The organism is Fibrobacter sp. UWB7, from assembly GCF_900142945.1.
GTDB lineage: Bacteria > Fibrobacterota > Fibrobacteria > Fibrobacterales > Fibrobacteraceae > Fibrobacter.
On record NZ_FRCO01000006.1, the window covers coordinates 56,182 to 81,288 of the forward strand.

The window sequence follows — 25,107 nt, forward strand, 5'->3', positions numbered from 1 at the left end:
ATATGTAATGAATATTTCATTTATACACAAAAGGAAAAAATATGTCTGAAAAATTCACCGTCAAGGACCGCGAAGAACTTGAACGACTCATCAAGGCAATGATTGATAGAGACGGCCCGAACTGCGACTTGAATTTTATTGACGTGTCGCAAATAACGGATATGAGCGAATTGTTTTACCATATCCAAGAATTCAATGGCGATATCAGTAAATGGGATGTATCCAATGTTACGAATATGTCGGGAATGTTTATGGGATCTCGTTTTAATGGAGACATCAGTCAATGGAATGTGTCTAATGTAACGGAAATGTCGATGATGTTTCATGGGGCTCAATTCAATGGCGACATCAGCCAGTGGGATGTTTCTAATGTAACTAATACGGTAGAAATGTTCAATCTTGCAAAATTTAACGGTGATATCAGTAATTGGAATCCAGTCAGTCTCACCGATAAGAGAAATATGTTTTTTTGTTCTTCCCTTACTCCACCTGCATGGTATGATAAGGAAAAGGTTGTAGCTGAAGATCGTAACCATTTGGAAAAGCTCATCAAAGATGCAATTGAGAAAGATGGCTTGAACTGCAACTTAAATTTCATTGATGTGTCCAAGGTGCAAGACATGAGCTATTTGTTTAGCTCGGATGAAACTCTCAGAAAATTCAATGGAAATATCAGAGGATGGAACATATCTAATGTAACTAATATGGTGGGAATGTTTGCAGAATCCGATTTCGCCGGAGACCTTAGGCAATGGGAGTCGAAGTTCGCGGACAAAGTGGATAGAACCGGAATGTTCTACAATGCAAAAAACTTTACCAAAGAACATGCCAAAACATTTGCTACATGGTGCTCAGACGGTAATGGTTCTGAATGGGACGACCCCGATACACTGGGTTATATAGATATAAACGATCTCGTGCTCTAGCAATTTTCCCTAAGAATCATCTCGCTTTACATTTCCTTGCCTTGCTCCGATAATATGGAAGCAACAATTAGCAAAGGAAAAAATATGCCTATCAAAGTTACAGACAAACACGTATTCTTTTACCATGAATGGCTTTCTAACTTCTGGAATGCTCCGTTCGAATACAAGGGACACACCTTCTTTTGCAATGAACAGGCGTTCATGTGGGAAAAGGCTGTGTTGTTCGGCGACAAGGTGATGGAGGAAAAGATCCTAGTTGCCCAAACGCCGGTAGAAGCCAAGAAGTTGGGCCGCAAGGTGACTCCGTTTGACAAAGAGAAGTGGGATAGCGTCCGTTATCAGGTGATGCTTGATATCAACTACGCCAAGTACAGCCAGGTGGAAGATTGCAAGAACCGCCTTTTAGATCCGATGTTCGACGGACACGCGTTTGTCGAAGCTTCGCCCCGTGATAGAATATGGGGCATCGGGTTGTCCGTGACCAATCCGAACATCGATGACCCTGCAAACTGGAGGGGGCGCAATCTCCTTGGGAAGGTCATCACCGAGGTTCGCGACCGGTTGGTCCAAGAAAAGAATTCTCCGTAGTCCAACTGTCCATTTTCCGATATTTTCCAAACAAATAATTTGAAAAGTGGCGATTTTTGCGAAATTTCGCCATTTTTTAGTTTCTCGACTTTTGGGCTCTTTACATTTCCTTATCTCGCTCCGATAATATGGAGGTTGAGATAAGGAGATTTTTTTATGGTCCAAATTACCGAGCAAAAGCTTGGCGAATACGCCGACAATAATTTCGAAATAGACTTGAACCGTTTCTTTACGGTTTGTGCCGGGTTCTCGCTGGGGATTGAATACGACACCCCCAAGGGCGTGATTGTCGGGTGGAACTCGACGGTGTGGGACGAATGGGATAAGGAACATCGTCTATTGTTTGCTTCGATGGCGACGTTCATGATCTATGAGCAGAAATCGCTGTTCGATGAGGGCGAGGAACTGCTTGCGAAATGGCACGTTGTATGCGATTACCCTATGTTTGCTCCATCACTTTTGCGCATGGATACGGCGGCGCTTGTCAAGGCGACGGGAATCGATATCATCTACACAAGCAATTTTGTAGGCTTTAGCAAAATTCACCAATTTTTCAGTCAAAAGTTTGCCAAAATCTACGACAGGTTGAGGAACTCCGCGATACCGGCTATCTACTGCGGCGACCATTTAAGTGAACCGGTGTTTACTAGGGTCCGTATCCGTTTTGAAGGCGAGATTTGGAATATGCGTTACAGGCGGGACTCTATGTGGAAAACCTACGATCGGGAAAATTTAAGTTGTCCCATAAACTATCCGTTGCTGTATCTTCGCAGTGGGGAATTTGAACGCGACTTGCATCGTTATTTTGGTGAAAATGGTAATGTGGATGACATCTATGCCATTATCAATTTGGAGTACCGATTCCACGACAGGTTCATGAACAAGAAACTCCCTGCTGGCGATAACCCGATTCGCAACTTCATGTTTACAGGGATGTTCGCGTACTTGCTGGTCGCAGCTGTCACGGTCGAAGAGGTTTTGGATGTCGATAGTGCGACGGAATTCTACCGCCTCTCCGGTTGGCCGTGGATGTCTTGGAGCGCAAACTGCGGGCTCCCTGATTTACCGGTCAAAAATCTTGAATTGGCCGGACTCATGCCGACCAAATTTGAAGCAGAGCAGTTCCTCACGATTCTTGGAAGCGTCTTCTATGTGATGGACTCTCGTTGCCGCGAAATCGTGAACAAGAATAATATCTTGGGACACGCTCGCGACAAGTTCAAACGCAAATTGGCGGAGCGCAAAGAAAGAGTGTTTAAGGAAATTTCGGACGCTCTTTTGCAGTGAACTTTATTGGAATCATAAATTTTTTTGCCACCGTACTTTATAAGGTTCGGTGGTTTTGGTTATTTTTAGAAGTGTAATTATTCGCACTTTTTACATTTTGGCATTGATTGGCAATAATAGAGTAGAGAAATAAGGAAACGTATGAACCCGCACGAAAAAGTCATCGCTCGCGTTTCTTGAACGCAACGATGGTGGCTTGCGTGGCATCGTTCTTTGTTGAACCGGAGCGGACTCGATCCTATCTGCAATGTGCGAAGCGCGTGTTGTTCCGGAAGAAATGAGGAATATTTCAATTTATTCTTTAATTAATTTTTCACCATGCCTTTAAGAATTGTCCGTAACGATATTTCGAGAGTCCGTGCTGACGCTATTGTCTATTCCGCCAACAAGAATCCTGTTTGCGGGGGTGGCGCCGAATATCATATTTACGAGGCGGCGGGGCATGAAGCGCTTTTGGCGGCGCGTGAAAAGGTCGGTCCGCTTGAAGTTGCGGAAGTGGCGGTGACGCCTGCTTTTGCATTGGATGCGAATTACATCATTCATGTTGTGGGGCCAAAGTGGAATGGCGGCGAATCAGGCGAAACGTCCGCTCTTGCGAGCTGTTACCGCAGAGCTCTTGAAAAGGCTCTGGAACTGGGGTGCGAGTCTATTGCGTTTCCGCTGATATCGAGCGGCGTGTTCCGATTCCCTAAAGACAGCGCGTTGAAAATTGCGTTGCAGGCGATTGGCGAGTTTTTGCAATCTCACGAAATGGATGTGCAGTTGGTCGTGTTTGACCGCAAGGCGTTTGATGTTTCCGTAGAGCTTTGCGATGACATCCGAGCGTATATTGATGATAATTACGTTCAGGAAAAGTACAGTGGTGTTCGTGAATCTGCTCGTTGGAATGAAAATGGGGTTTCGGCTGATTTTGAAAAATGCGATTTTTATGAAAATAGTTTTGTAGTTTTTAATCGCGCGGAGGCCTCTCATACTATTTACGAGCAGGAGGAAAAAAGCCTTGAAGAAATGCTTGCGACTGCTGGCGATACTTTTTGCGGCAGGCTCTTTGCGCTCATTCGCGAAAAGAACCAGGACGATGTCGAGGTTTACAAGAGAGCGAATCTCGACCGCAAGCATTTTTCGAAAATCCGCAGCAATGTGAACTACAAACCGACCAAGAAGACGGCGCTTGCGCTTGCCATCGCTTTGCGTCTAAATTTGGACGAAACAAAGGATTTGCTTTCGCGAGCTGAGCTTGCTCTTTCGCCTTCAAGCAAGGGCGACTTGATTGTCTCCTATTTTATCGCTCACCAAAAGTACGATATTTGGGAAATTAACAGCATGCTGTTTAAGTTCGGGCAGCCGACTCTCGGCGCGTAATTTGTGGGCGCTTTTCACTGCGAAAATCGCCTTTGAAAATGTCGCCTGCCGGGCGACCTTTTTTGCTTATACGGCAGCTATAATTGTCTCTGTCAAAACCGCTAAGGCAATGAAGCCTGCGGTCGCACCAAAGCCGCACTGATAGCGGCAGGGAGGCAATTATGAAAAAAGGACTCACTGAAATCGTATTCATCCTCGACCGTAGCGGCTCCATGAGCGGGCTCGAAAAAGATACCATCGGGGGCTTCAATAGCACCATCGAAAAGCAGAAGAAAGAAGCGGGTGAGGCGTTTGTTTCGACCGTCCTCTTTGATTCCGAAATGGAAGTGCTCCATGATCGCGTTCCCCTCGCAAGTGTCGCTCCGCTCACCGACAGGGAATATTACGCCCGCGGTTGCACCGCACTCCTTGATGCTATCGGTGGGGCCATCCATCACATTGGCAATGTACATAAGTACGCCCGCGAAGAAGACCGTCCCGAAAAGACCATCTTTGTCATCACGACCGATGGCTACGAAAACGCAAGCCGCAAATATTCGGCTGATCGCGTGAAGCAGATGATTGAACGCCAGAAAGAAAAATATGGATGGGAATTCATTTTTCTTGGCGCGAACATTGATGCTGTTGAAACTGCAAAAAGTTTCGGTATCAGTGAAGACCGTGCCGCAAATTATGTCAATGACGGGGAAGGCATTGAGGTCATGTACAGTGCGCAATGCTGCTTGATGAGCGATATCCGCCGTAACCGTGTCAATGAACGCTCGTGGAAATCAAATGTTGAAGCGGACTATATGCGTCGCGGCAGGCAAAATTTAAAATAGCCTGCTAGAATAGCGTGTAAAAAATGCCAGCGATAATGAAAAATGCTGGTATTTTGAAAATGCAGAGCGTTTAAAAAATGCATAAATTGAAGTTTATGCAAGAGCGAAAGTTCTGCTGGAAACTTTTTTGAATTTTTGAATGTCGTTGATGTTTGTGAAACGCTCTGGATCGCAGGCGTGGAGAGCCATTTCGCGGATGTAGTTGTCGATTTCTGGTTTGACGCGGTTGATAAAATAGATGAGTGAGAACTTGACTTCTTCGACGTTGTTGAAATGTGGTTTTTGTTTCCAGGTGATGAATTGTTCGAGAATCCAGTAGAGTAGAATTTGGGCTTTTTTGGTTGATGTTTGTGTTTTTTCGCCCATGTTGTTGATGTTGAATGAATGGTCGAAATTGTGGATGGCTGTTTGGAGTATTGTGAGATGTTGGATGAGTAGATCGAATTTTTGGGCTAATTTTTTATTTTCTTCACTTGTTTTAATAAAAATTTCTTTAGTTTGTTTGTTTTTGATGTTTGATTTTTTGGGTGATTTTAAATAGTTGATGAATTGTTGTTTGTATGTTTTTGAATCTTCGCCGCAGATGAGTTCCGCGAATGTTATTTTGAATTCGTTCGGCTCGATAGTGGTGTTTTCGAGAATGGTGGTTTGGAGGAATTGGTTGAGATTGATGTTGTTCATAGTTTGTCCTATGTGGTTGATGTTGGGAAATAAAAAATTTTAAAGGCATGACAAAAAAGGCGATAAAAATAGAGCGCAAAAAAGAGGGGGCACAAAAACTATAGGGCGAAAAAAGGACGCGACAAAAAACAAAAAAATCTTATTTAATTTTTTTTATTTAATGGGGCGACAATTTCAATTAAAAAATTTTATTTAATCATATCTCAAAAAAGCGGATGCGCAATATAGTAAATTTTCAGTTTTTTGTCAAGGGTAAAAATTTAAGCCTTTATTCGGCTATGATAAAATAAAAATGACCCTTTTATCAAGGGTCAAAATATGACAGCTAAAATTTGTATATTATATATAGTTAGTTTTCGAATGGGCGAACTCTCAGCGTGACGCCGAGCTCTTCGCAAATCTTGCGGCAACGCTCAATTTTTTCTTCGGGCATCACTTTTTCGACGACGGTCATCACCACATTCGGGATATGCTCTTTCGCGAGCACCGCGAATTCTTTCACGGCATCAAAGGACTGGATGCCAAATCTTGAACGCGTGAGCTCCAGGAACTCTTCGGCATCCGGGGCGTTCATCGAGATGGAGACTGTGTTGAAACGGCCTTCGAGATCGGGTGTTACGTCTCTGCCGTGGATGAGGTTTGCAAGTCCGTTCGTGTTGAGGCGAACTTTTAATTTCGGGTATTTGCCGTGCAACAAGTCAATGACTTTGCACACGTCATGGAGACGTTCGAGCGGCTCACCATAGCCGCAAAAGACGAGCTCATTGATGACGGAAAGGTCGTACTTGTCGAAAATGCTCATGACACCGTTGACGCTCGGTTCACCGCCTCTGAGCCAGAGAGAGTTGCCTTCCATCATTTTCTTTGTCTGGCGTAAGCAAAAAACGCAACTGCACGGGCAGCGGTTTGTCATGTTCACATAAATATTCTTGCCTGTGATGTCGCCGCTGTTGGCGATGTCGAGGTAGCCTGCTTGTCCAACATTTCCTGTTACCGTATAAACAACCATTTTAATCCTCCATCAAGTCACGAAGGTACATTTCGAAGCACAGTCCCCAATGCGTGGGAACGTTATTGTCTTCGCAGTAGCGGATGCATTTAGTTACAAATTCTGCGGCCTTTTTGACCGATTCGTAAAAATCGTGACCGTTCATGTACATGCCCGCAATAATTGAACTGATGACGTCTCCAGTTCCGCTGCGGTCGCCGCCGATGCGGTCCACCATCACGATTCGCGGTTCTTCGCCTTTGCTGTAGACGTAGTTCATGATTTGCTTGCTATTGTATGGAATGCCGGTCACGACGATGTGTTCGGGGCCTTGTTCCGTGAGCTTGCGGCACATTTCGCCAAGTTCGGCGTCGGTGAATCCTTCGGTGCGGTATTCAACGTCGGTCAACGTGCAAAGTTCAGTCAAGTTCGGCGTCAAGATGTCGGCGTAATGGACAAGCGCTTTCATCTTTTCGCACAAATTCGGCGTGTAGGTCTCGTAGAGCTTGCCGTAGTCGCCCATCACGGGGTCCACCAAGGTAAACGAACCGTTTTTCTTGAATGTCTTGAAGAAATCTATGACGATGTCGACCTGTTCTTCGGAACCGAGGAATCCAGAAGCAATGGCGTCGAATGATAAATTCAAATCCTTGTAGGTTTGAATGTAATCGCGCATTTTTGACGTGTAGTCGTCGAAGTAGTATTCGGGGAACTGCGTGTGTGCCGAAAGGACTGCGGTTGGAATTGTAACCGCTTGAATTTTCATGGCGGAAACAATCGGTGCCATGACTGCGATGGAGCACCGACCAAATCCTGTAACATCATTAATTAACGCGATTTTCTTTTGAGACATGGCGAACTAAAAATTAAAAATCTTTCTTCTCCGAGAGTACGCGCACGGATGCAAATGCTGCCGAAACGATAACCGCAAGGAGTGTGGGGCCGAGGAAAACAGAATCGAAATGTTCCGCCACCTGGTAAGCGATAAAGCCCGCGAGCCAGGCGAAAATGTTCCAGAGCCAAACGCCGAGCGATTCTGTACGTTCCTTGGAAAAGTAGAACGAGACCAAGAGAACGGCAGCCATCGGGGCGAACACGGAAGCGATCAGGTAAAGGAAGCTGATGTAATGTTCCATGATTCCCGAAATAGCGAGTGCAGCGCTCAAGAAACTCACGACGACACCTGCAATTTTTGGATTTATTTTACTGTAAATCGCCTTGGAAGATTCGCCAGCGGAGTTTGCCGCAAGGAAGTTTGTTGTTACTGTCGAGAGTACTACGATGATGATTCCGGGGAGGCCGAGACCTGCGAGGAGAATGGCCTGCGCGATGTTATTGCTTGCGCCAATGCCCGAAATTTCAATACCGATAATGTACATCCAGAGACTTGCGAATGTGTAAGCGATAGCAGAAATTGCTGTTGCCTTTACGGGCTTTTCGGCGTCCTTCGTGTAGTCCGAAATCACGGGCAACCAAGAAATCGGCATCGCGATTGAAATCTCGAAAATGTTCCAGAACTTGAGAGCGGTAGCGGTTGCTGCGTTTCCGGCGTTTGTTGCAGACGAACTATCGAGTCCGAACAACTTCACGGAAAGAATGGCAAGCAGAACGGTGAGTGCGGCCATCACGACGGTCGTCACGTTTGCAGAACGGCGGATGCCCACGTAAACCCAAGCAGCGATGAGGGCGGCGAGAATCACACACGTGAGCGGGAATGAAATCGGCAAGTTGAGCCCTGCCAAGGCCGAAGCGCCCTGAGCGTTCAAGACGGCGACCCAGGCGAGCAACTGGAATGTGTTCAGCGCGGCGAAGAACTTGGAGCCGTATTTGCCGAATGAGGATTTGGTCGTTTCCATGGCGTTCAAGCGGACGCGCGCTCCGATGAGGCCCACGAAAAAGAGCAAAATGCCGCCCAAAATGTGCCCGAGTACGAGCGGGAGCCAAAGCGAATCCCTTGCGGCGGCAGCGCCAATTTCTATACCCGCTTCGATTTCGGAAACGGAGATGGCGACGCCAAACCATATAATTCCATTTGCAAAAAGTCCTGTGCGTTTTTCCATATTGCACCTCCTGTTGTCTCTTTCGCTTGTCGCTTCGCTTTCGTCATCCTGAAGCCGAAGGCGATAGGATCCATTATTTCTTGCATTTGTTTTTTGATGCTTCTTTCAAATGCGGCACAAAGATAGCAAAGCAGTAGGTTATTCACAAGGTATAGGACTATACTACTTTTTTATGCTTTGTTATAGATTTTTGCTATAGAAAATAGGAAACGATAGTTTATACTTAGTACGTGGTTTTTGTAATGTTTGATAGAATGCAATGTCGAAGCATGATTCGCTATCTTCCGGCTATAGGAAATCCCCGCGGCATTACGCACACGGGGATTGATTCGTTTACCGTCATTGCAAGGGTTTGATCGATAGACTAGAGCGAACTTGGAATCTGTCTATCAGTAAAGAGAGGTGTTCCTTGCAACGACAGTAGAGGTGTAAGTTTTTACTTTTCTTCGCGCAGCTTCTTGGCGGCGGCAACGAGGTTCTTGAGGCTTGCCGTCGTTTCGGTTTCGCCACGAGTCTTGAGGCCGCAATCCGGGTTCACCCACACGTTTTGCTGCGGAACCTTCGCGATGATCTTGTGGAGTGCGTCAACTATTTCCTGTTCCGACGGCACACGCGGAGAGTGGATGTCATAAACACCCGGACCCACCTGCGTCTGGAACTTGGCGTCGTTCAAGGCGTCGAGCAGCTTGAGGTCGGAACGGCTGGCTTCGAACGTGATGACGTCGGCGTCCATGTTGTCGATGTCGCGGACGATGTCATTGAATTCGCTATAGCACATGTGCGTGTGGATCTGCGTTTCGGGCTTGACCTTGGCGTGAACCAAACGGAATGCAGGGATTGCCCAGTCGAGGTATTCCTTGTGCCAGTCGCTCTTGCGGAGCGGCAACTTTTCGCGAAGAGCGGCTTCGTCAATCTGGATGATTCTGATGCCGTTCTTTTCGAGGTCCAAAACTTCGTCACGGATGGCAAGGCCGATTTCTTGAGCCTGCGTCTTGAGCGAAATGTCTTCGCGCGGGAAGGACCAGTTGAGAATCGTGACAGGACCCGTAAGCATGCCCTTCACCGGCTTCTTGGTGCAACTTTGTGCGAAAACGGACCATTCAACCGTAATCGGAGCGCTGCGGCTCACGTCACCCCAAACGACAGGCGGCTTCACGCAACGGGTACCGTAGCTCTGCACCCAGGCGTTCTGCGTGAACACAAAGCCGTCAATCTTGGAACCGAAATATTCCACCATGTCATTACGTTCAAATTCACCGTGCACAATCACATCGAGGCCGATTTCTTCTTGCAGCTTGATGCATTCGGCAATCTTCTTGCGGTTGAATTCCACATACTGTTCCTTGGAGATTTCACCCTTGCGGAATGCGGCGCGGTTGGCGCGAACTTCGGCAGTCTGCGGGAAGGAGCCGATTGTCGTTGTCGGGAATGCCGGCAACTTGAATTCTGCCTTTTGCACTTCGCGGCGTTCGAGACGGCTCGGCTTGCGTTCGAAATCAGCAGCACCGAGGGCGGCAAGTTCTGCCTGAACCTTTGCGTTTGCCTGCACGCGAGCAGTTGCGAACAAAGCCTTGTTCTTGGCGAGTGCATCTGCGTCAGCGCTTGCGAGTTCTGCAAGTTCCACGAGCTTTTCTTCGGCGAATGCGAAGTGCTTGAGAATGTCAGCCGAAAGCTTCTGTTCTGCAGCGACCGTGTACGGCACGTGCAAGAGAGAGCAAGAAGTACCAACAACAACATTTTCTGCAGCGACGACCTTTTTGATTTCGTCGAGGATGGCATTCTTCTGTGCGTAATCAGCGCGCCAGATGTTCTTGCCGTTCACGACGCCTGCCAAGAGGAGCGTATCCTTCGGGAAACCTGTCTTCAAAAGTTCGAGAGACTTAAGACCTTCAACGAAATCCAAACCGATAGCGTCAAAGCCGAGTGCGGTTACATCCTGGTAAACGTCGCGGATGTCGCCAAAGTAAGTCTGCAATGCAATCTTGAGGTTCTTCTTTTCGCCGATCTTTCTCAAGAGTTCTGCGTAAATCGTCTTGAAGAGTTCGCGTTCTTCTGCGGTCACGTCGAAGACGAGAGCCGGTTCTGCGAACGAAATCCACTTGGCGCCTGCGGCGGCGAGCTTTTCGGCAAGTTCTGCGTAAGCGTTAACGGCTGCGGCAGCGAAGTCCTTAGCCTTCTTTTGACCATTGTAACGTGCAAGACGGAGGAACGTGTAAGCGCCGATTAGCGTCGGAACGGATTCAATTCCGGCCGATTTGGCTTCGTTGAATTCTTCAACCGGCTTCTTGCCGACGAGCTTGAGTTCGGTAGCGTCATCGATTTCCGGAACAATGTAATGATAGTTCGTATTGAACCACTTCTTCATCGGGAGAGCCTTCACGTCGCCCTTTGCACCCTGGTAACCGTGGGCGGCTGCGAAATACTTTTCGAGCGTGCTCAATTCGAGGCTGCTGTAGCGTTCCGGAATGACGTTCAGCAAAAATGCAGTGTCGAGAACGTTATCGTAGAACGAGAAGTCGTTGGACGGGATGAAGTCGATACCTGCGGCCTTCTGCTTCTGCCAACCGTACTGGCGGATTTCTGCGGCGACCTTCTGGAGTTCAGCTTCTGAGATTTCGCCCTTGAAGAACTTTTCGCTTGCGAACTTGAGTTCACGATTCTTACCGATACGCGGGAAACCAATTACAGATGTTTTAATGCTCATAGTGTTTTACCTACCTTTTTACTTTGTTTTTTGAACGCTCCAAATATACCTCACTTTTTATCATCGGTAAAATACTATTTTTTATGCGTTCACCATAGATTTTTCCTATGGTAATTTATAACTAGCGATAAGGAAAACTTATGACTCTACAACAACTTAAATACGCCATTGCTATTGCGGACACGCGAAATATTACCGAAGCATCCAAGCGAGTCTTTATCTCGCAACCAAGCCTTACCGCTGCTATCCACGAACTCGAAGAAGAAATGGGCGTGACGATTTTCAACCGCTCCAATAAAGGTGTGACCATAACAAACGAAGGCGATGAATTTCTCTCGTACGCAAGGCAAGTTCTGGAACAGGCGACACTTTTGGAAGACCGCTATAAAGGCGGCAAGGGCGGCAACATGATTTTCTCCGTCAGTTGCCAGCACTATTCTTTTGCCGTGAATGCATTTGTCGATGTTATCCGCAAGTTCGGTGGCCCGAGCTACGATTTTACGCTTCGCGAAACGCAAACTAACGAAATCATTGACGATGTCGCCAAAATGAAAAGCGAAATGGGCGTACTTTACCTCAGCGATAAAAACGAAAAGGTTATCACGAAGCTCATTCAAAAAAACAATCTCGTGTTTGAACCACTTTTTGCAACACCGCTTCACGTGTTCATGTCATCGAAGAATCCGCTTGCAAAAAAAGAAAAAATCACGCTTGCGGATCTCAAGCCATTCCCGTACTTGACTTACGAACAGGGCGATTTCAACTCGTTCTACTTTGCCGAAGAACCGCTAACCGCCATTGATTTCGATTGCCCGCGAAACATCAAAGTCCGTGACCGTGCGACACTTTTCAACTTGCTCATTGGCCTTGACGGCTACACCATTTGCTCCGGCGTCATTAGCCACAAACTCAACGGCAAGAACATCATCGCAAAACGCCTTGATGTCCACGACAAAATGACCGTCGGTTATGTTATGCGCAAAGGTGTCACGAAATCGAGATATGCAGAAGCGTATATTGCCGCGCTAAAGAAGCATTGCAAGTAGGGGGAGGGACAACGCGCTTAAAATAGGCGCTTATACTTGCATCAACTCACGACCGATTCGATGGAATTCGTCGTTGATCTTTTTACGCCTAGCTGCGGATGGCTTCTTAGAGCCATTGACATAAGCCGCAAAAAGTGGTTGCGGAATTCCCAAACGACGCGCGAATGCGGCTGCGTTCAGTTCGGGGAAAAGCCAAAATATGCGACCAACGGGATTTGTTTTCTTGGGCGAGAAAAATCCAGATAGCGCAAGCCCTTCGTCTAGATCGTCAAACCATACGCCATCGAGATCTACCCTGCAATTTTTCAGCTGTTCTCTGGTGGCTTTTTTGAGCGGCTCGTAATCGCGAATGAGTTCTTTCCCTATGCGACCGTCCTTGAGCTCGACGCAAATGGCATCCTTTTCGACCCAAACCCTTTTTACGTCTTTTTCCGTTATATCGTTCATAAAAGCTCCTATCCGAAAATTTCAAACCATTTTTTGATGATGAGTTCGCTATTTTCAGTCGCTAGTTCACTCGCTTTAGCCATATCGGCTTTTGATAGTTTTCCGAATACAGGTACTGCGTATCCATTTAGAATTTCAAACTTTGCAATCTTCCCTTGTTTTCTCACATGGACATGCACTGGTTCGTGTTCATTCATGTAGAAGAAAAATGAGAATCCTTCCGCTTCGAATATCTTTGGCATTTTTAATATAGGTTATTATTTAATAACTGTCAATAGTTGGAAAATTTATGGAGATTCCACTAGCGCATGGTAAATCTCTGGACATTCAATTTGCATGATGGTGGTAATTTTATTCCCAGCATCTTTGCTAGATGATCCGCAATGGAAAAGTTTTTCATTTGGAGTGTCGTAATCCAAAAAGATATAACGATCGTGGAATTTTCGGCTTGTTTGCAGGATTGAAAGATTGATGTCAGGCCTTGCGGTTGAAAAGTCATTGACAATATCAGGCGTGAGAGCCGCACAACCCTTTGTATTGCTGATGATTCTGATTGATATGCCTTTTGCGATTCCACGAAACAGGTCTAAAGTCTTCACACCTAAATAATTGTCAATAATGATGATATTCTTTTTCGCCATGCCGTAAATTTTAGTATAGGCAATATCGGCGTCTAGCTTCTGCCCGTCCAAAATCAAGAAATGCTTGAAAGTTGTTGGATCGATGAAATTTTCCATGACTTTCTTAACATCGTTAGAAAGCTGGTTTATCTTTTGATTTTGGGCGTTGTGTACGGTATTGACGAAAAAATCAACGCGTTGCTCGACTGCTGTAAGTCGACTGTTAACAGAATGCTTGATGTTTGCAATCTCTGATCCTTGTTTTTCAAGCTGTAGTTGTTGTGCTTGGAGTAAATTTGTCGGTTCTATTCCTTTGGCGAACATCCGTTGATTGATGCTATATCCCTTGAGCATATGGTCTTTTAGAACTTGGTTGGCCCATTGGCGGAAACGTGTTCCTTGAATGGATTTTATGCGATATCCTACGGAAATGATGACATCTAGGTTGTAGTATTTTACTGCATGTACTTGCGTTTTTCCGCTTATCGCTCCATGTAGAGTGGTTGTCAAGTATTCCTTGACAACCACTTTTGGGTCTAATTCGCCTTCTTTGAAAATTTTTGTGATATGCAGGCTGATATTTTGTTTCGTAGCGTGAAATAGTTCCGCCATTTGAGCCTGTGATAACCATACCGTCTCGTTTTCGATTCTGACTTCAATGTGGAATTCCCCGCCTTCCGGCTGATATACGATAATTTCATTTTTATTGACATTATCAGGCGTCATCTCTTTCTTCATCTTTACCTCGACTGCCTACATGCAAAAAAGGCAGACTAAAACAATCAAAATTCAATTTAAATTATTGCGGTGACAGAATGTGACATTTTGAGAAACTTCCACTTTTTTAGGCAAATTCCGTTGAAAATTTTATCAAACTAATGTTTTTTTTGTAGTGCAAACAACCCACGCACTGTTGTGCATCCCTTTGGTTTATTGTTTCGGCTTTTGGCCTTTTAAATCTTTTTGTTTGTTTTAATTTGGCATAAAATAGGCTATATTTACAAAAAAAGCCCATTATTATGTCCTACGAATACAGCGAAAACATTCTTGTTCAAGAAAGCGCCGGAAACCTGCTGGAAGAGCTGGGTTGGCGTGTTGTTTTCGCCTATAATCTTGAGGTTCTTGGGGATAATGGTACATTTGGGCGAAAGTCGTATCGCGACGTTCTTTTGCTCCGCTACTTTAAGGTTGCTCTTCAAAAATTGAACCTTTGGATAAACCAAAATCAGATTGAAGAGGCTGTTCAAAAATTTACGGCGACGCTTAGCACATCTTCGCTTTTGCAAATCAACGAAGAAAAGTACGGATTCATCCGCGATGGCATTCCGGTGACGATAAAAAAGCCAAACGGCCAAGTCGATGAAAAGCGTGCGTTGATAGTTGATTTCAACAATCCGTCGAATAACGATTTCCTTGCCGTGAAAGAGATGAAAATTCATGGCGAGTTGTACCATCGTCGTACGGATATTGTTGGTTTTGTAAATGGTATTCCGCTTTTGTTTGTCGAACTCAAGCGTAACGATGTGGCGGTGCAAAATGCTTACGACGATAATTATACCGATTACCTGTCGACTATTCCGCAGCTGTTCTACTACAACGCTTTCTTGATGCTCTCGAATGGTTTTGAGGCGAAAGTGGGAACACTCGGAAGCAAGTTTGAATTTTTCCATGAATGGAAACGCCTTAAAGAAGACGACGCTGGTTCAGTGGCTCTTGCTACGATGCTCAAGGGTATTTGCCGAAAAGAAACCTTTATTGATTTGCTTGAAAACTTTATCCTTTATGACCACAGCGATGGCCATACGGTAAAAATCCTTGCAAGGAATCATCAGTATCTTGGCGTGAACGAGGCTTTTGAAGCTTATAAGAACCGCAAACTCCGTAAAGGTAAACTTGGTGTGTTTTGGCATACGCAGGGGAGCGGTAAAAGCTATTCGATGCTTTTCCTTTCGCAGAAAATTCGCCGCCGTACGGACGGTTCCCCGACAATTGTCGTGTTAACCGATCGCGATGAACTGAACAAGCAAATCAGTGAAACTTTTGAAAATTGCAAAATGCTTGGCGGTGTAAAAGCATCCAAGTTTATCGCTACAAGCGGAAATGACCTTATTAAAAAACTAAAGGCTAATCCGAGTTTCATCTTTACACTGATTCAAAAGTTCAACAAGAAGGATTTGGAGCCGATTCATCCTGATCATGATATCTTGATTTTGTCGGATGAAGCACACCGTAGCCAGAACGGAATTTTTGCGGAAAACATGTGCAACTTGTTGCCCGATGCCTCTCGTTTGGGCTTTACGGGTACTCCGCTTTTAAAAGACGACAATATTACCGAGCGCACGTTCGGCGGCTACATTTCGATTTATGACTTCAAACGTGCTGTAGATGATGGTGCGACGGTCCCTCTTTATTACGAGAACCGTGCCGATAAAATCAAGGAACTAAAGAATCCTGAAATCTCGGACAAGATTTTGGATGCCATCGAAAAAGCAGACCTTGACCCGGATGCCCAAGAAAAGCTGGAAAGGGATTTTGCCAAGGAATATCACCTGCTTACGGCTGAACCCCGCTTGCGTGCTGTCGCAAAGGATTTTGTCAAACATTATTCCGACCTTTGGACTAGCGGAAAGGCAATGTTTGTTTGCCTAAACAAGGTCACGTGTGTTCGAATGTTCAATTTCGCCCAGGAATATTGGGCAGAAGAAATCAAGAACCTCGAATCTATTTGCAAGCAGGCTACACAGCAAGAGTCTCAAGAACTGAATCGCAAAATCCAGTGGATGCGTGAAACCGAGATGGCTGTTGTCGTGAGTGACGAACAGAACGAACAGCAGACATTTGCAAAATGGGGCTTGGATATTGTTCCGCATCGGAAGAAAATGGAAAAACGCGAACTTGACAAGGAATTCAAGGATTCCAATAGCAAGTTCCGTATAGTTTTTGTTTGTGCGATGTGGCTTACCGGTTTTGATGTAAAGAGCCTTAGTTGCCTTTATTTGGACAAGTTGTTAAAGGCTCATACTCTCATGCAGACGATTGCCCGTGCGAACCGCGTAAACGAAGGCAAAAGCAATGGCTTGATTGTTGATTATGCTGGCATTGTGAAGGCTTTGCGTAAGGCTCTTGCGGATTACACGAATAAGGTTTCTGGTTCCGGTAACGATCCTACCATTGATAAAGAAGAGCTTTTAAAACGCATTGTAGAAGTGGTCGCTAAAACAGAAACTTTCTTGGATGGTTGCAACGCGAATTTAAAGAGCATAATCGAGTCTAAGAATTTTGACAAACTTGCTGCAATCAAGGATGTTGAAAATGCGGTTTGCTCTACGCTTGAAAACAAGAAAACTTTTAGCACGTATGCCGCAGAACTTGTGCGATTGATGAAATACACGAATCGCGACGATGTGACAAGTGAAATTCGTGCGAAGTTTAAAGCGATTGATGCTGTTGCTCGCGACTTGAAAACTAAACGTCGTCATGTGACAAATGTGGATTTGATGGTTCAACTGAACCAGATTATGAACGAGTATGTTGATGTCGTTAAGAATGACAAGAAAAAGTCTAAACAATTTGACATTAGCAAAATCAATTTTGATTTGTTGCGTCGTGAATTTGCGAAGGCAAAACGCCAAAATTTGCTATTCCGCGATTTGGAAGAATTGATAAAGGATCGCTTGGCTGTGATGCTTGCGCAGAATCCGTTCCGCATCAATTATTACGACCGCTACCGTGAAATTATTGAGGCTTACAACAGCGAACAGGACCGAGCGACGATTGAAAAAACATTCATGGACTTGATGAACCTTGCGGCAAGCATGAATGAGGAAGAACAACGCTATGTGCGTGAGGGCTTCAAGAACGACGAAGAACTTTCGCTTTACGACATGCTCTTCAAAGATGATTTGAGTAAGCAGGACATTAAAAAGATCAAGGAAGTGGCTGTAGATTTGCTCCAAAAGGTTAAAGCAAAAATTGCTGAATTTGACCATTGGACGGACAAACAAGAAACAAAGGCTGCTGTCGATAACTTGATTCGCGATACGCTATGGAGCGAACTCCCTGAAAGCTTTGATGAGCTCTCTATTTCGGAATACCGCCAGCGTATTTATGAGTATGTTTATACCCACTACAAAGTTGCGTAACGGTTGCATTTAAATTTTTATAAGGACCAAAATGGATAATAAGAGCTTAAAGAAACTTGAGGCGGATTTGTGGGAATCTGCGGATTTACTCCGTGCCGACTCCAAGTTGACTTCGAATCAATATTGTATGCCTGTTTTGGGCCTGTTGTTTTTGCGTTATGCCTATGGGCGCTTCAAAAAGGTTGAAGCCGAACTGTTGAAAAATCGCCCAAGTCGAGGCGGTCGCGTTCTCCCCATCGAGGCGAGTGACTTTGTTTCGAAGAGTGCCTTGTTCCTCCCTAAGGAAGCCCAGTTTGATTATTTGGTGAACTTGCCTGCGAACATTGCTTCTGCCAAACTCAAGAATGTGCATGGTCAGCCGCTCAACAGCCTTGGCGAAGTGGTGAATAACGCCATGGAACTGGTCGAGGCTCAAAGCGAAAAATTGAAGGGAGTGTTGCCCAAGACCTACACCGATTTTAAGGATAACCTTCTCGCTGAACTTTTACGCACTTTCAACAACAATGCGTTGGATGATGTGGGCGGCGATGTAATGGGTCGTATTTACGAATACTTCCTCAGTAAGTTTGCAAAGAATATCGCTAGTGATGACGGAGTTTTCTTTACCCCGAAATCATTGGTAAAGATGATTGTGAATGTGCTGGAACCTTCGTATGGTGTGCTTTTGGACCCCGCTTGCGGAAGTGGCGGCATGTTTGTGCAGACGGGAGATTTCGTGAATGCTGCCGGAATGGCGAGCAACGAGACCATGACTTTTTACGGCCAAGAAAAGGTGGAATACAATGCCCAGCTTTGTTTGATGAACATGGCAGTGCATGGCCTTACTGGAGTTGTCAAGTCTGGCGATGAAGCAAATTCCTTCTATCACGATGCTCATAATTTGACGGGTCAGTGCGATTATGTGATGGCGAATCCGCCTTTTAATGTGGATAAGGTTAAGGCTGAAAGTTGTCAAAGTGCAGGGCGACTGCCGTTTGGTTTGCCCGCCGTCAACAAGGATAAAGAAATCGGCAATGGCAACTACCTTTGGATTTCTTATTTCTATAGCTACCTGAACGAAAAAGGTCGTGCAGGCTTTGTGATGGCAGCCTCTGCGACGGATAGCCAAAGCAAGGACAAAGATATCCGCGAAAAACTCGTGGCGACAGGTCATGTGGATTGCATGATAAGCGTTGGCAACAATTTCTTTTACACCAAGAGTTTGCCATGCACTCTGTGGTTCTTTGACAAGTGCAAAAAGAAGAATATCAAGGACAAAGTTCTTTTTATTGATGCCCGCAACTACTACACCGTTGTTGACCGCACCTTGAATGAATGGAGCGAGTGGCAACTTAAGAACTTGAACGCTATCGTATGGCTTTATCGCGGAGAGCTTGACAAGTATCAAAGCTTGCTTGCGGAATACCGCACCACGCTCCTTTCTTACGCCGATGAAACCGACGATGCAAATCTTGAAAAGATTCTCCGCAAGACATCCAAGATTGCAAAGCAAGTAGAATTGCTCAAGGAATATCGCGAAACTCTCCGTGCCGAAGCAAAAGCATCTATTGATGCCGCCGATAAGAAGAGCAAGAAAAAGACTCAGGAAGAATGGGACACGCGTCTTGCAGAATTTGATGAAATTCTGAATGTGGCGAAAGAAGCCGATTGGCTCTATGAAAAGTTCGGTGACGGAAAATACAAGGACATTCTCGGCCTTTGCAAAATCGCAACCCGTGCTGAAATTGCCGAAAAGAACTTTAGCCTTACTCCCGGTGCGTATGTAGGCGTTGCCCCCGTTGAAGATGACGGCGTAGACTTTGTCGAACGCATGCACGAAATTCATGAAGAACTCCTGAAGCTTCAGGACGAAAGCAACACGCTCATGAAAACCATCTCCAAAAACATGAAGGAGTTGGGGATATGAGAAAAATGGAAAAACGGACAAAATACGATGGAAAATAGTTGGAAAAACGGACAGAATTAGTTATTTTAAGGTTGGATAAACGGAAAAATGATGATTCAACGTAAAATCGACAACTATTTGGCTGATTTCTATGCCAAGCACAAGAACGCATTGCTTGTCACCGGTGCAAGGCAAATCGGCAAGACCAGTTCCATTCGAGAGTTCGGAAGGACGCATTTCAAGCATTTTGTAGAAATCAACTTTCTTGAATCTCCGGCGGTCAAGTCCGTATTCGAAGGCTCCGATAGATCGAACATCCTTTTGCGCCTGTCGGCCTACGCCGAGACAAAATTGGTCAAGGGCGAAACGCTGATTTTCTTGGACGAGATCCAGGAATGCCCTGATGCAGTTACCGCAATCAAGTTTCTGGTCGAGGATGGCTCTTACCGTTATATTCTGAGCGGCTCGCTTCTTGGTGTTGAACTCAAGGACATCCGTTCGCTTCCTGTCGGTTTTTTAACCATCAAGGAAATGTTCCCTCTGGATTTTGAGGAATTTGCAAGGGCGGTGGGCGTTCAGGCAGAGGTCCTGGATTCGGTACGAGCCGCTTTCGAGAACAAGGTGGAAGTTGACTCTGTAATCCACGAAAAAATGATGGAGATTTTCCGTCTGTATATGGTTGTTGGCGGCATGCCCGCTGCAGTTGCGGAGTATTTGGATTCGAACAACATTCAGAACATATTGGAAATTCAGCAAGGCATTATTGAGTTGTACAAGAAGGACATTGCCAAGTACGACCCGGAAAACAAACTTTACCTGAACGAAATTTTTGACCTGATTCCGCCGGAACTGAACAACCAGAACAAGAGATTCATTCTAAAAAAATTGAACGAGAATATCAAATTTTCGCGTCACGAAAATTCCTTTATCTGGTTAAAGGAAGCGGGAGTGGCTCTCCCCGTTTACAACGTAGATGAGCCCAAAATTCCCTTGCTCCTTTCGCGTTCGCGCAACTTGTTCAAACTGTTCTTGAACGACGTCGGGCTCCTTACCTGCCAATACGCAAACGGGATACAACTAAAAATCTTGAATGGTGAAAACGCCATCAATTTCGGTTCCGTTTATGAGAATGTGGCTGCGATGGAATTGAAGGCACACGGATTCGACCTTTATTATTTCAATAGCAAAAAACAAGGCGAACTGGATTTTGTCATTGAGCGGAATGGAAGTGTGCTCCCCATAGAAATCAAGTCGGGCAAGGATTACAAACGGCACAATGCCCTAAAAAACGCCTTGGAAACGGCAAATTACGCCATTCCAGAGGCAGTCGTTTTCTGCAACGACAATGTTTGCGTCAAAGAAAAAGTCTTGTATTGCCCCATCTACATGCTGATGTTCCTGAATAACGAAAAAATTAATTTGGGAACATACAAAGTAGATTTAAGCGGGCTGAACGAACATGCTAATCGCGGCAAACCAAAGCGGGGTAAGTGATGGCTTGGGAAAAAGTTGTTTTAGATGAAAGACGAGAGAAAACATCATCCTGAGCAACGCAAAGGATCCATGGAGGTTATTTTCTGATGACTTGGGAAAAAGTGAAATTAGGAGATGTGTCTGAATCTTGTCTTGGAAAAATGCTTGACCAGCAAAAAAATCGAGGCGATTTTCATCCGTATCTTGCGAATGTAAATGTTCGTTGGGGAAGCTTCGATTTGAATGATCTTCCTTTAATGAAGTTTGAAGAAAATGAACAGGAACGATATGGGCTAAAATATGGTGATTTAGTCATATGCGAAGGTGGGGAACCTGGACGATGTGCGATTTGGAAAGAACAAGTTCCAAATATGAAAATTCAAAAAGCCTTACATAGAGTTCGTATAAACAGCGATATGGATTATAGGTATGTTTTCTATTGGTTTTTATATGCTGGAAAACGAGGTGCTTTAGATCAGTATTTTACTGGAGCAACTATTAAACATATGCCAGGGGAAAAGCTAAAACAAGTTGTGATTGACAAGCCACCACTGAAAACTCAAAAGCGAATTGCCGATGTCCTTTCTGCATACGATGATCTGATTGAAAACAACCAGAAGCAAATCAAACTTCTTGAAGAAGCCGCCCAACGCCTCTACAAACAATGGTTCATCGACTTCAAATTCCCTGGTCACGAAACCACCAAAATCGTAGATGGCCTCCCCGAAGGCTGGAAGAAAGAGAAATTAGTTGATTTAGCATCAGTTCAATTTGGTTATGCTTTTGACGGATCTTTATTTAATTCTAATGGAAATGGAACACCTATAGTCCGCATAAGAAATATTCCTGATGGAGTTACAAACGATTATACTACAGAAAACGCTCCTGATGAATATCTAATCAACAATGGGGATATTGTAGTTGGTATGGATGGTGAATTTCACATCAACTCATGGAGTGGTGAAACATCATATTTGGTTCAACGATCTTGTTGTTTTAAGCCCCATAATCCTAAAATGAAGGGATGGCTTCTGTGGGCTATTCACGATCCAATCAAATTTTTTGAAAAAACAGTTGTTGGTGCGACTGTGGCTCATTTGGGAAAAAAACACATAGATACAATTGAACTCTTGGTGGGTCCAGAAAAATTGTATGAACCGTTCCAAAATTTATTCAGCAAACGTCAAACATTGCTCAATCAAAATCGTAAACTAGTGGAATCCCGTGATCGCCTTCTCCCCAAACTTATGGACAACGGAATAGAGGTATAAGGAATGATAAACGACCTTTCTAAGAAATGGAATAATGTTGATTCTTTAGAAATGTTGTTCTATTTCTATCAGTTGAGCGAAGAATTATTGGGTGAATCAACGCCGGATTCGTTCGCTTTGCCAATGCACAATAAGGTTACGTTGGTTGAAGAAATGCGATTCGTATTTCAACTTTTAAATAATTATCGTTGTTTGGATGAATATTATAAAAAATACATATGCCCAATTATAGATGAATTTCTATCCGATTTAAGTCGAGATTATTTAGTAAAAAATATTCTCGGGAAGAAATTTGATTCTTTTGTTAATGGTTTTAAGAGTTCTAAGGAATCGCCTAAGTGGTTTGGTAATTGGGTGGAGTCTTTTTTGAATATATGCTCTCTTGATATATATGAAAAAGAGTGTAGAAAAGAAGTTGTTCGATTAGTGCGAGATACGAATGATAAAAAGAAACTGAATGAAATATTGATAAACTATTATGTGTGTCTTGTTTCTTTTGGGTATTCGAAGCAAGGTATAAAAAGCATTATAAAAAGTTTTTTCAGGCAGAATGACATAGACTCGTTAAATCAAATTGAAAATGTTTTGTCTCTATTATCAAGGAAGGAAAAAAATTTTGAATTTTTAATTCTTTTGAAAACAAATGCTACGGGAAATGCTGGAAATCTTTGGGAAAATTTTTCCAAAGACAAGGTCTCAAATATTTGTGTAGAAGACTTTCGCAATACAGATGTTGCGAAAATGGATGAAGTAAAAAAATTAATAAAAAAATATGATCAACAAGTTGCAAAAAATGCGAAAGATTCTTATTCAATTATAAGTTATAAAATTGATGCTCTGGATTATTTTAGTGCAGCTCAGTCATTTGATGCGGATTACAAGTTTTTCCAAATTTTTCCGCAATATTATAGTCATATTCCTTACACAAAAACGGTGGATTACATTTTGTTAAAAAGAGATGATGGTTTGTATACATCTGTTTATATTCCGTATTTGCTAAAATCAAGAAAAGGAGGTGATCCAACTAAAGCAGGTGATAACATAAGCAATATTGTGAAGAATAAATTGATGGGACCTGCTGCTTTAGACTCGTTTATTCAAGCGATGGAAATGCATTCAGAAGCGATAGAATCTCGAAATGTAAAAACAATCCTTCGAAATTTCTGGATCGCATTAGAATCATTGTGTTCTGTTCCCTCAGAACATGGGTCTAGAGAGGATGTGTTTAATGCTGTTGGGTCTTTGTCTCAAAAAACGTATATATTAAAAACTCTGAGAATTTTACACCATCAGGTGACACAATGTTTGAAAAATGAATATCTTGATGAATTGAATATACGGGAATTTGATGGGTTTGTTATGTTTTTTGTTGAGAATGATATAGAATCAGAGCTATTCAAAAAATTATTTTCTCTATGTGCCGGCAATATTTTGTTGCGATCGCGTTTGCATTCAGTCAAAGAAACTTATGGTAATTCACAAGGTATTTTGAATAGCATTAAGAAACATGCTGAAAGAATCGAATGGCATTTAAAACGTCTCTATCGAATGAGAAATATTGCAACGCATTTGGGTCTGAAGTATCCTGGAATGGAAGTTGCTGTAAATCATTTGCATAATTATTTTGACTATGTGGTCAACTATATTTTGTGTAAAACGGATAATGGCGAATATATTCATAGTTTGCCTGGATTATTTTTTGATGCAAAAAATGATGTAGGAGTGCATTTATCTCTTTTGAAAAATAAGGAGATTTTAACGAAGGATAATTATATAGATTTGCTTTTTGGATCTGATAAGGAAATGCAAAAGTATTCTTTAGAATGATTTTAAATATGTTTTTTAGGGATGTTTTTCAAAATTGTGAAATAAGGAATGTCGTAAACTATGAATTTTCTTATAGTCGATTCTTTAGAACAATATGAAGAAGTAGTTGAAGGAGTTGTTAAACTTTTTTCTAATGAAAATTGGTTTCGTGGACATTCAACAGCAGAATATAGACTAGTGCCAAATATTTATAGAGAAGATCGGACCCAGTTCAGATGTAATTTACTTGGTTATAACTCTCGCTCTCTTATGAATCCTCAATCAGGATATTATCACATATATCAATATAAAATAGCGGATGATATTACTAAACGTAAGTATCCTAAAGACTCTTTTATTGAAAGAATGTATAGGAATCAGCATTATAATATTTTGACTCCTCTTTTAGATTTTTCTACAGACCCTTTAGTGGCTCTTTTTTTTGCTGTTGAGAATCATTCTAAATGGCAGAGAAAATATTCAACTAATTATATAATGAATGAATATGGTGATAATTTGGCTTGTGTGGGAAAACAAGCTGGAGCTATATTTGTTATTAATCCTTCATATTTGAATTATAAATCATTAGGTACTGAAAAACTTCTTGATTCTAATGTACTTAATAAAAAGTTTATTCTTAATAATAATCTACCTTTTGCAATTTCTCCTTCAGTACTCAATAATCCTCGTATAAAAGCCCAGTCAGGCAAATTTGTTTGTTTTGGCTTGAAGATGGAACCTTTAGATTTTTATGAAGTCCTTGAAAAGGATATGACAAAAATTCTTATTCCTAATGCTGCAAAGCAAGAAATCTTTGAAAAACTGATTGAGAAGGGATATACATATCAAAAGATATATCCAGATTCTGAAGGACTCGCTAAGGAAGCGAACTATCAAATGTGGCGTGATTATAATAATAGAAAAAAAGCATAGAGAATTATCTTGCTTAGTAGAAGTGATTTGTTCAAGGAACCTTTTGGAAGAATAAGGCTAAAAAAAT

The 25,107-nt window shown here is 43.4% G+C and carries 20 protein-coding genes; 12 read left to right on the forward strand and 8 right to left on the reverse strand.

The features are described 5' to 3' along the window. Positions 1-41: 41 nt before the first annotated feature. The 5 genes from BUC30_RS13720 to BUC30_RS13740 all read left to right on the forward strand — a co-directional run bounded on the left by BUC30_RS13720 (position 42) and on the right by BUC30_RS13740 (position 4,984). Positions 42-926 carry a BspA family leucine-rich repeat surface protein gene (locus BUC30_RS13720; protein WP_073442725.1) on the forward strand — a complete coding sequence of 295 codons (885 nt, stop codon included), beginning with the start codon at positions 42-44 and terminating at the stop codon, positions 924-926. An 84-nt stretch (positions 927-1,010) separates the two neighbouring features. Beyond that, positions 1,011-1,514, forward strand: a complete 504-nt coding sequence (locus BUC30_RS13725) for an NADAR family protein (RefSeq protein WP_073442727.1) — start codon at positions 1,011-1,013, stop codon at positions 1,512-1,514. Between the two features lie 156 nt (positions 1,515-1,670). Continuing rightward, the gene (locus BUC30_RS13730) at positions 1,671-2,801 is read left to right on the forward strand and encodes a hypothetical protein (protein WP_073442729.1); all 1,131 of its coding nucleotides are present in this window, start codon (positions 1,671-1,673) and stop codon (positions 2,799-2,801) included. A gap of 318 nt (positions 2,802-3,119) precedes the next feature. Beyond that, positions 3,120-4,163, forward strand: coding sequence for a macro domain-containing protein (locus BUC30_RS13735; RefSeq protein ID WP_073442731.1), 1,044 nt, complete (start codon positions 3,120-3,122; stop codon positions 4,161-4,163). 161 nt (positions 4,164-4,324) lie between these two features. Beyond that, a complete protein-coding gene (locus tag BUC30_RS13740) occupies positions 4,325-4,984 on the forward strand; it encodes a vWA domain-containing protein (protein ID WP_073442733.1) in 660 nt (219 codons plus the stop codon). A gap of 93 nt (positions 4,985-5,077) precedes the next feature. Here the strand turns inward: BUC30_RS13740 and BUC30_RS13745 are convergent, their stop codons facing one another. From BUC30_RS13745 to metE, 5 genes are all read right to left on the reverse strand, one after another. Next, positions 5,078-5,665 (reverse strand): hypothetical protein, encoded by a 588-nt coding sequence (locus BUC30_RS13745; RefSeq protein WP_073442735.1) that lies wholly within the window; start codon positions 5,663-5,665, stop codon positions 5,078-5,080. A gap of 349 nt (positions 5,666-6,014) precedes the next feature. Beyond that, the gene (locus tag BUC30_RS13750; protein WP_073442737.1) at positions 6,015-6,674 is read right to left on the reverse strand and encodes a TatD family nuclease-associated radical SAM protein; all 660 of its coding nucleotides are present in this window, start codon (positions 6,672-6,674) and stop codon (positions 6,015-6,017) included. A 1-nt stretch (position 6,675) separates the two neighbouring features. Further along, the gene (locus BUC30_RS13755) at positions 6,676-7,506 is read right to left on the reverse strand and encodes a pyridoxamine kinase (RefSeq protein ID WP_073442740.1); all 831 of its coding nucleotides are present in this window, start codon (positions 7,504-7,506) and stop codon (positions 6,676-6,678) included. A 13-nt stretch (positions 7,507-7,519) separates the two neighbouring features. Continuing rightward, positions 7,520-8,713, reverse strand: coding sequence for a cytosine permease (locus BUC30_RS13760; RefSeq protein WP_073442742.1), 1,194 nt, complete (start codon positions 8,711-8,713; stop codon positions 7,520-7,522). 436 nt (positions 8,714-9,149) lie between these two features. Further along, entirely contained in the window at positions 9,150-11,417 is a 2,268-nt protein-coding gene (gene metE, locus BUC30_RS13765; RefSeq protein WP_170861549.1) for a 5-methyltetrahydropteroyltriglutamate--homocysteine S-methyltransferase, read from the reverse strand. Between the two features lie 140 nt (positions 11,418-11,557). Here metE and BUC30_RS13770 point away from each other — a divergent pair, with 140 nt between their 5' ends. Further along, positions 11,558-12,463 (forward strand): LysR family transcriptional regulator, encoded by a 906-nt coding sequence (locus tag BUC30_RS13770; protein ID WP_014546052.1) that lies wholly within the window; start codon positions 11,558-11,560, stop codon positions 12,461-12,463. A 30-nt stretch (positions 12,464-12,493) separates the two neighbouring features. Here the strand turns inward: BUC30_RS13770 and BUC30_RS13775 are convergent, their stop codons facing one another. Genes BUC30_RS13775 through rhuM form a run of 3 tightly spaced genes read right to left on the reverse strand, consistent with a single transcriptional unit; the run spans position 12,494 to position 14,268 of the window. Then, positions 12,494-12,910, reverse strand: coding sequence for a DUF2442 domain-containing protein (locus tag BUC30_RS13775; RefSeq protein ID WP_014546051.1), 417 nt, complete (start codon positions 12,908-12,910; stop codon positions 12,494-12,496). Between the two features lie 8 nt (positions 12,911-12,918). After that, positions 12,919-13,152, reverse strand: a complete 234-nt coding sequence (locus BUC30_RS13780) for a DUF4160 domain-containing protein (RefSeq protein ID WP_073442744.1) — start codon at positions 13,150-13,152, stop codon at positions 12,919-12,921. 45 nt (positions 13,153-13,197) lie between these two features. Beyond that, positions 13,198-14,268 (reverse strand): RhuM family protein, encoded by a 1,071-nt coding sequence (rhuM, locus tag BUC30_RS13785; RefSeq protein ID WP_073442746.1) that lies wholly within the window; start codon positions 14,266-14,268, stop codon positions 13,198-13,200. Positions 14,269-14,549: 281 nt separating this feature from the next. Here rhuM and BUC30_RS13790 point away from each other — a divergent pair, with 281 nt between their 5' ends. The 6 genes from BUC30_RS13790 (at position 14,550) to BUC30_RS13815 (ending at position 25,040) form a co-directional block, all read left to right on the forward strand. After that, complete coding sequence (locus tag BUC30_RS13790) at positions 14,550-17,672, forward strand: type I restriction endonuclease subunit R (protein ID WP_073442748.1); 3,123 nt, start codon at positions 14,550-14,552, stop codon at positions 17,670-17,672. Between the two features lie 31 nt (positions 17,673-17,703). Beyond that, positions 17,704-19,578: a class I SAM-dependent DNA methyltransferase gene (locus tag BUC30_RS13795; RefSeq protein ID WP_073442750.1), complete on the forward strand. Its 1,875-nt coding sequence runs from the start codon at positions 17,704-17,706 to the stop codon at positions 19,576-19,578. 90 nt (positions 19,579-19,668) lie between these two features. Then, positions 19,669-21,051 (forward strand): ATP-binding protein, encoded by a 1,383-nt coding sequence (locus BUC30_RS13800; protein ID WP_073442752.1) that lies wholly within the window; start codon positions 19,669-19,671, stop codon positions 21,049-21,051. A gap of 86 nt (positions 21,052-21,137) precedes the next feature. Further along, positions 21,138-22,301, forward strand: a complete 1,164-nt coding sequence (locus BUC30_RS13805; RefSeq protein ID WP_073442754.1) for a restriction endonuclease subunit S — start codon at positions 21,138-21,140, stop codon at positions 22,299-22,301. Positions 22,302-22,304: 3 nt separating this feature from the next. Continuing rightward, a complete protein-coding gene (locus BUC30_RS13810; RefSeq protein ID WP_073442756.1) occupies positions 22,305-24,128 on the forward strand; it encodes a hypothetical protein in 1,824 nt (607 codons plus the stop codon). A 60-nt stretch (positions 24,129-24,188) separates the two neighbouring features. Next, a complete protein-coding gene (locus BUC30_RS13815; RefSeq protein WP_073442758.1) occupies positions 24,189-25,040 on the forward strand; it encodes an FRG domain-containing protein in 852 nt (283 codons plus the stop codon). Positions 25,041-25,107: the final 67 nt, after the last annotated feature.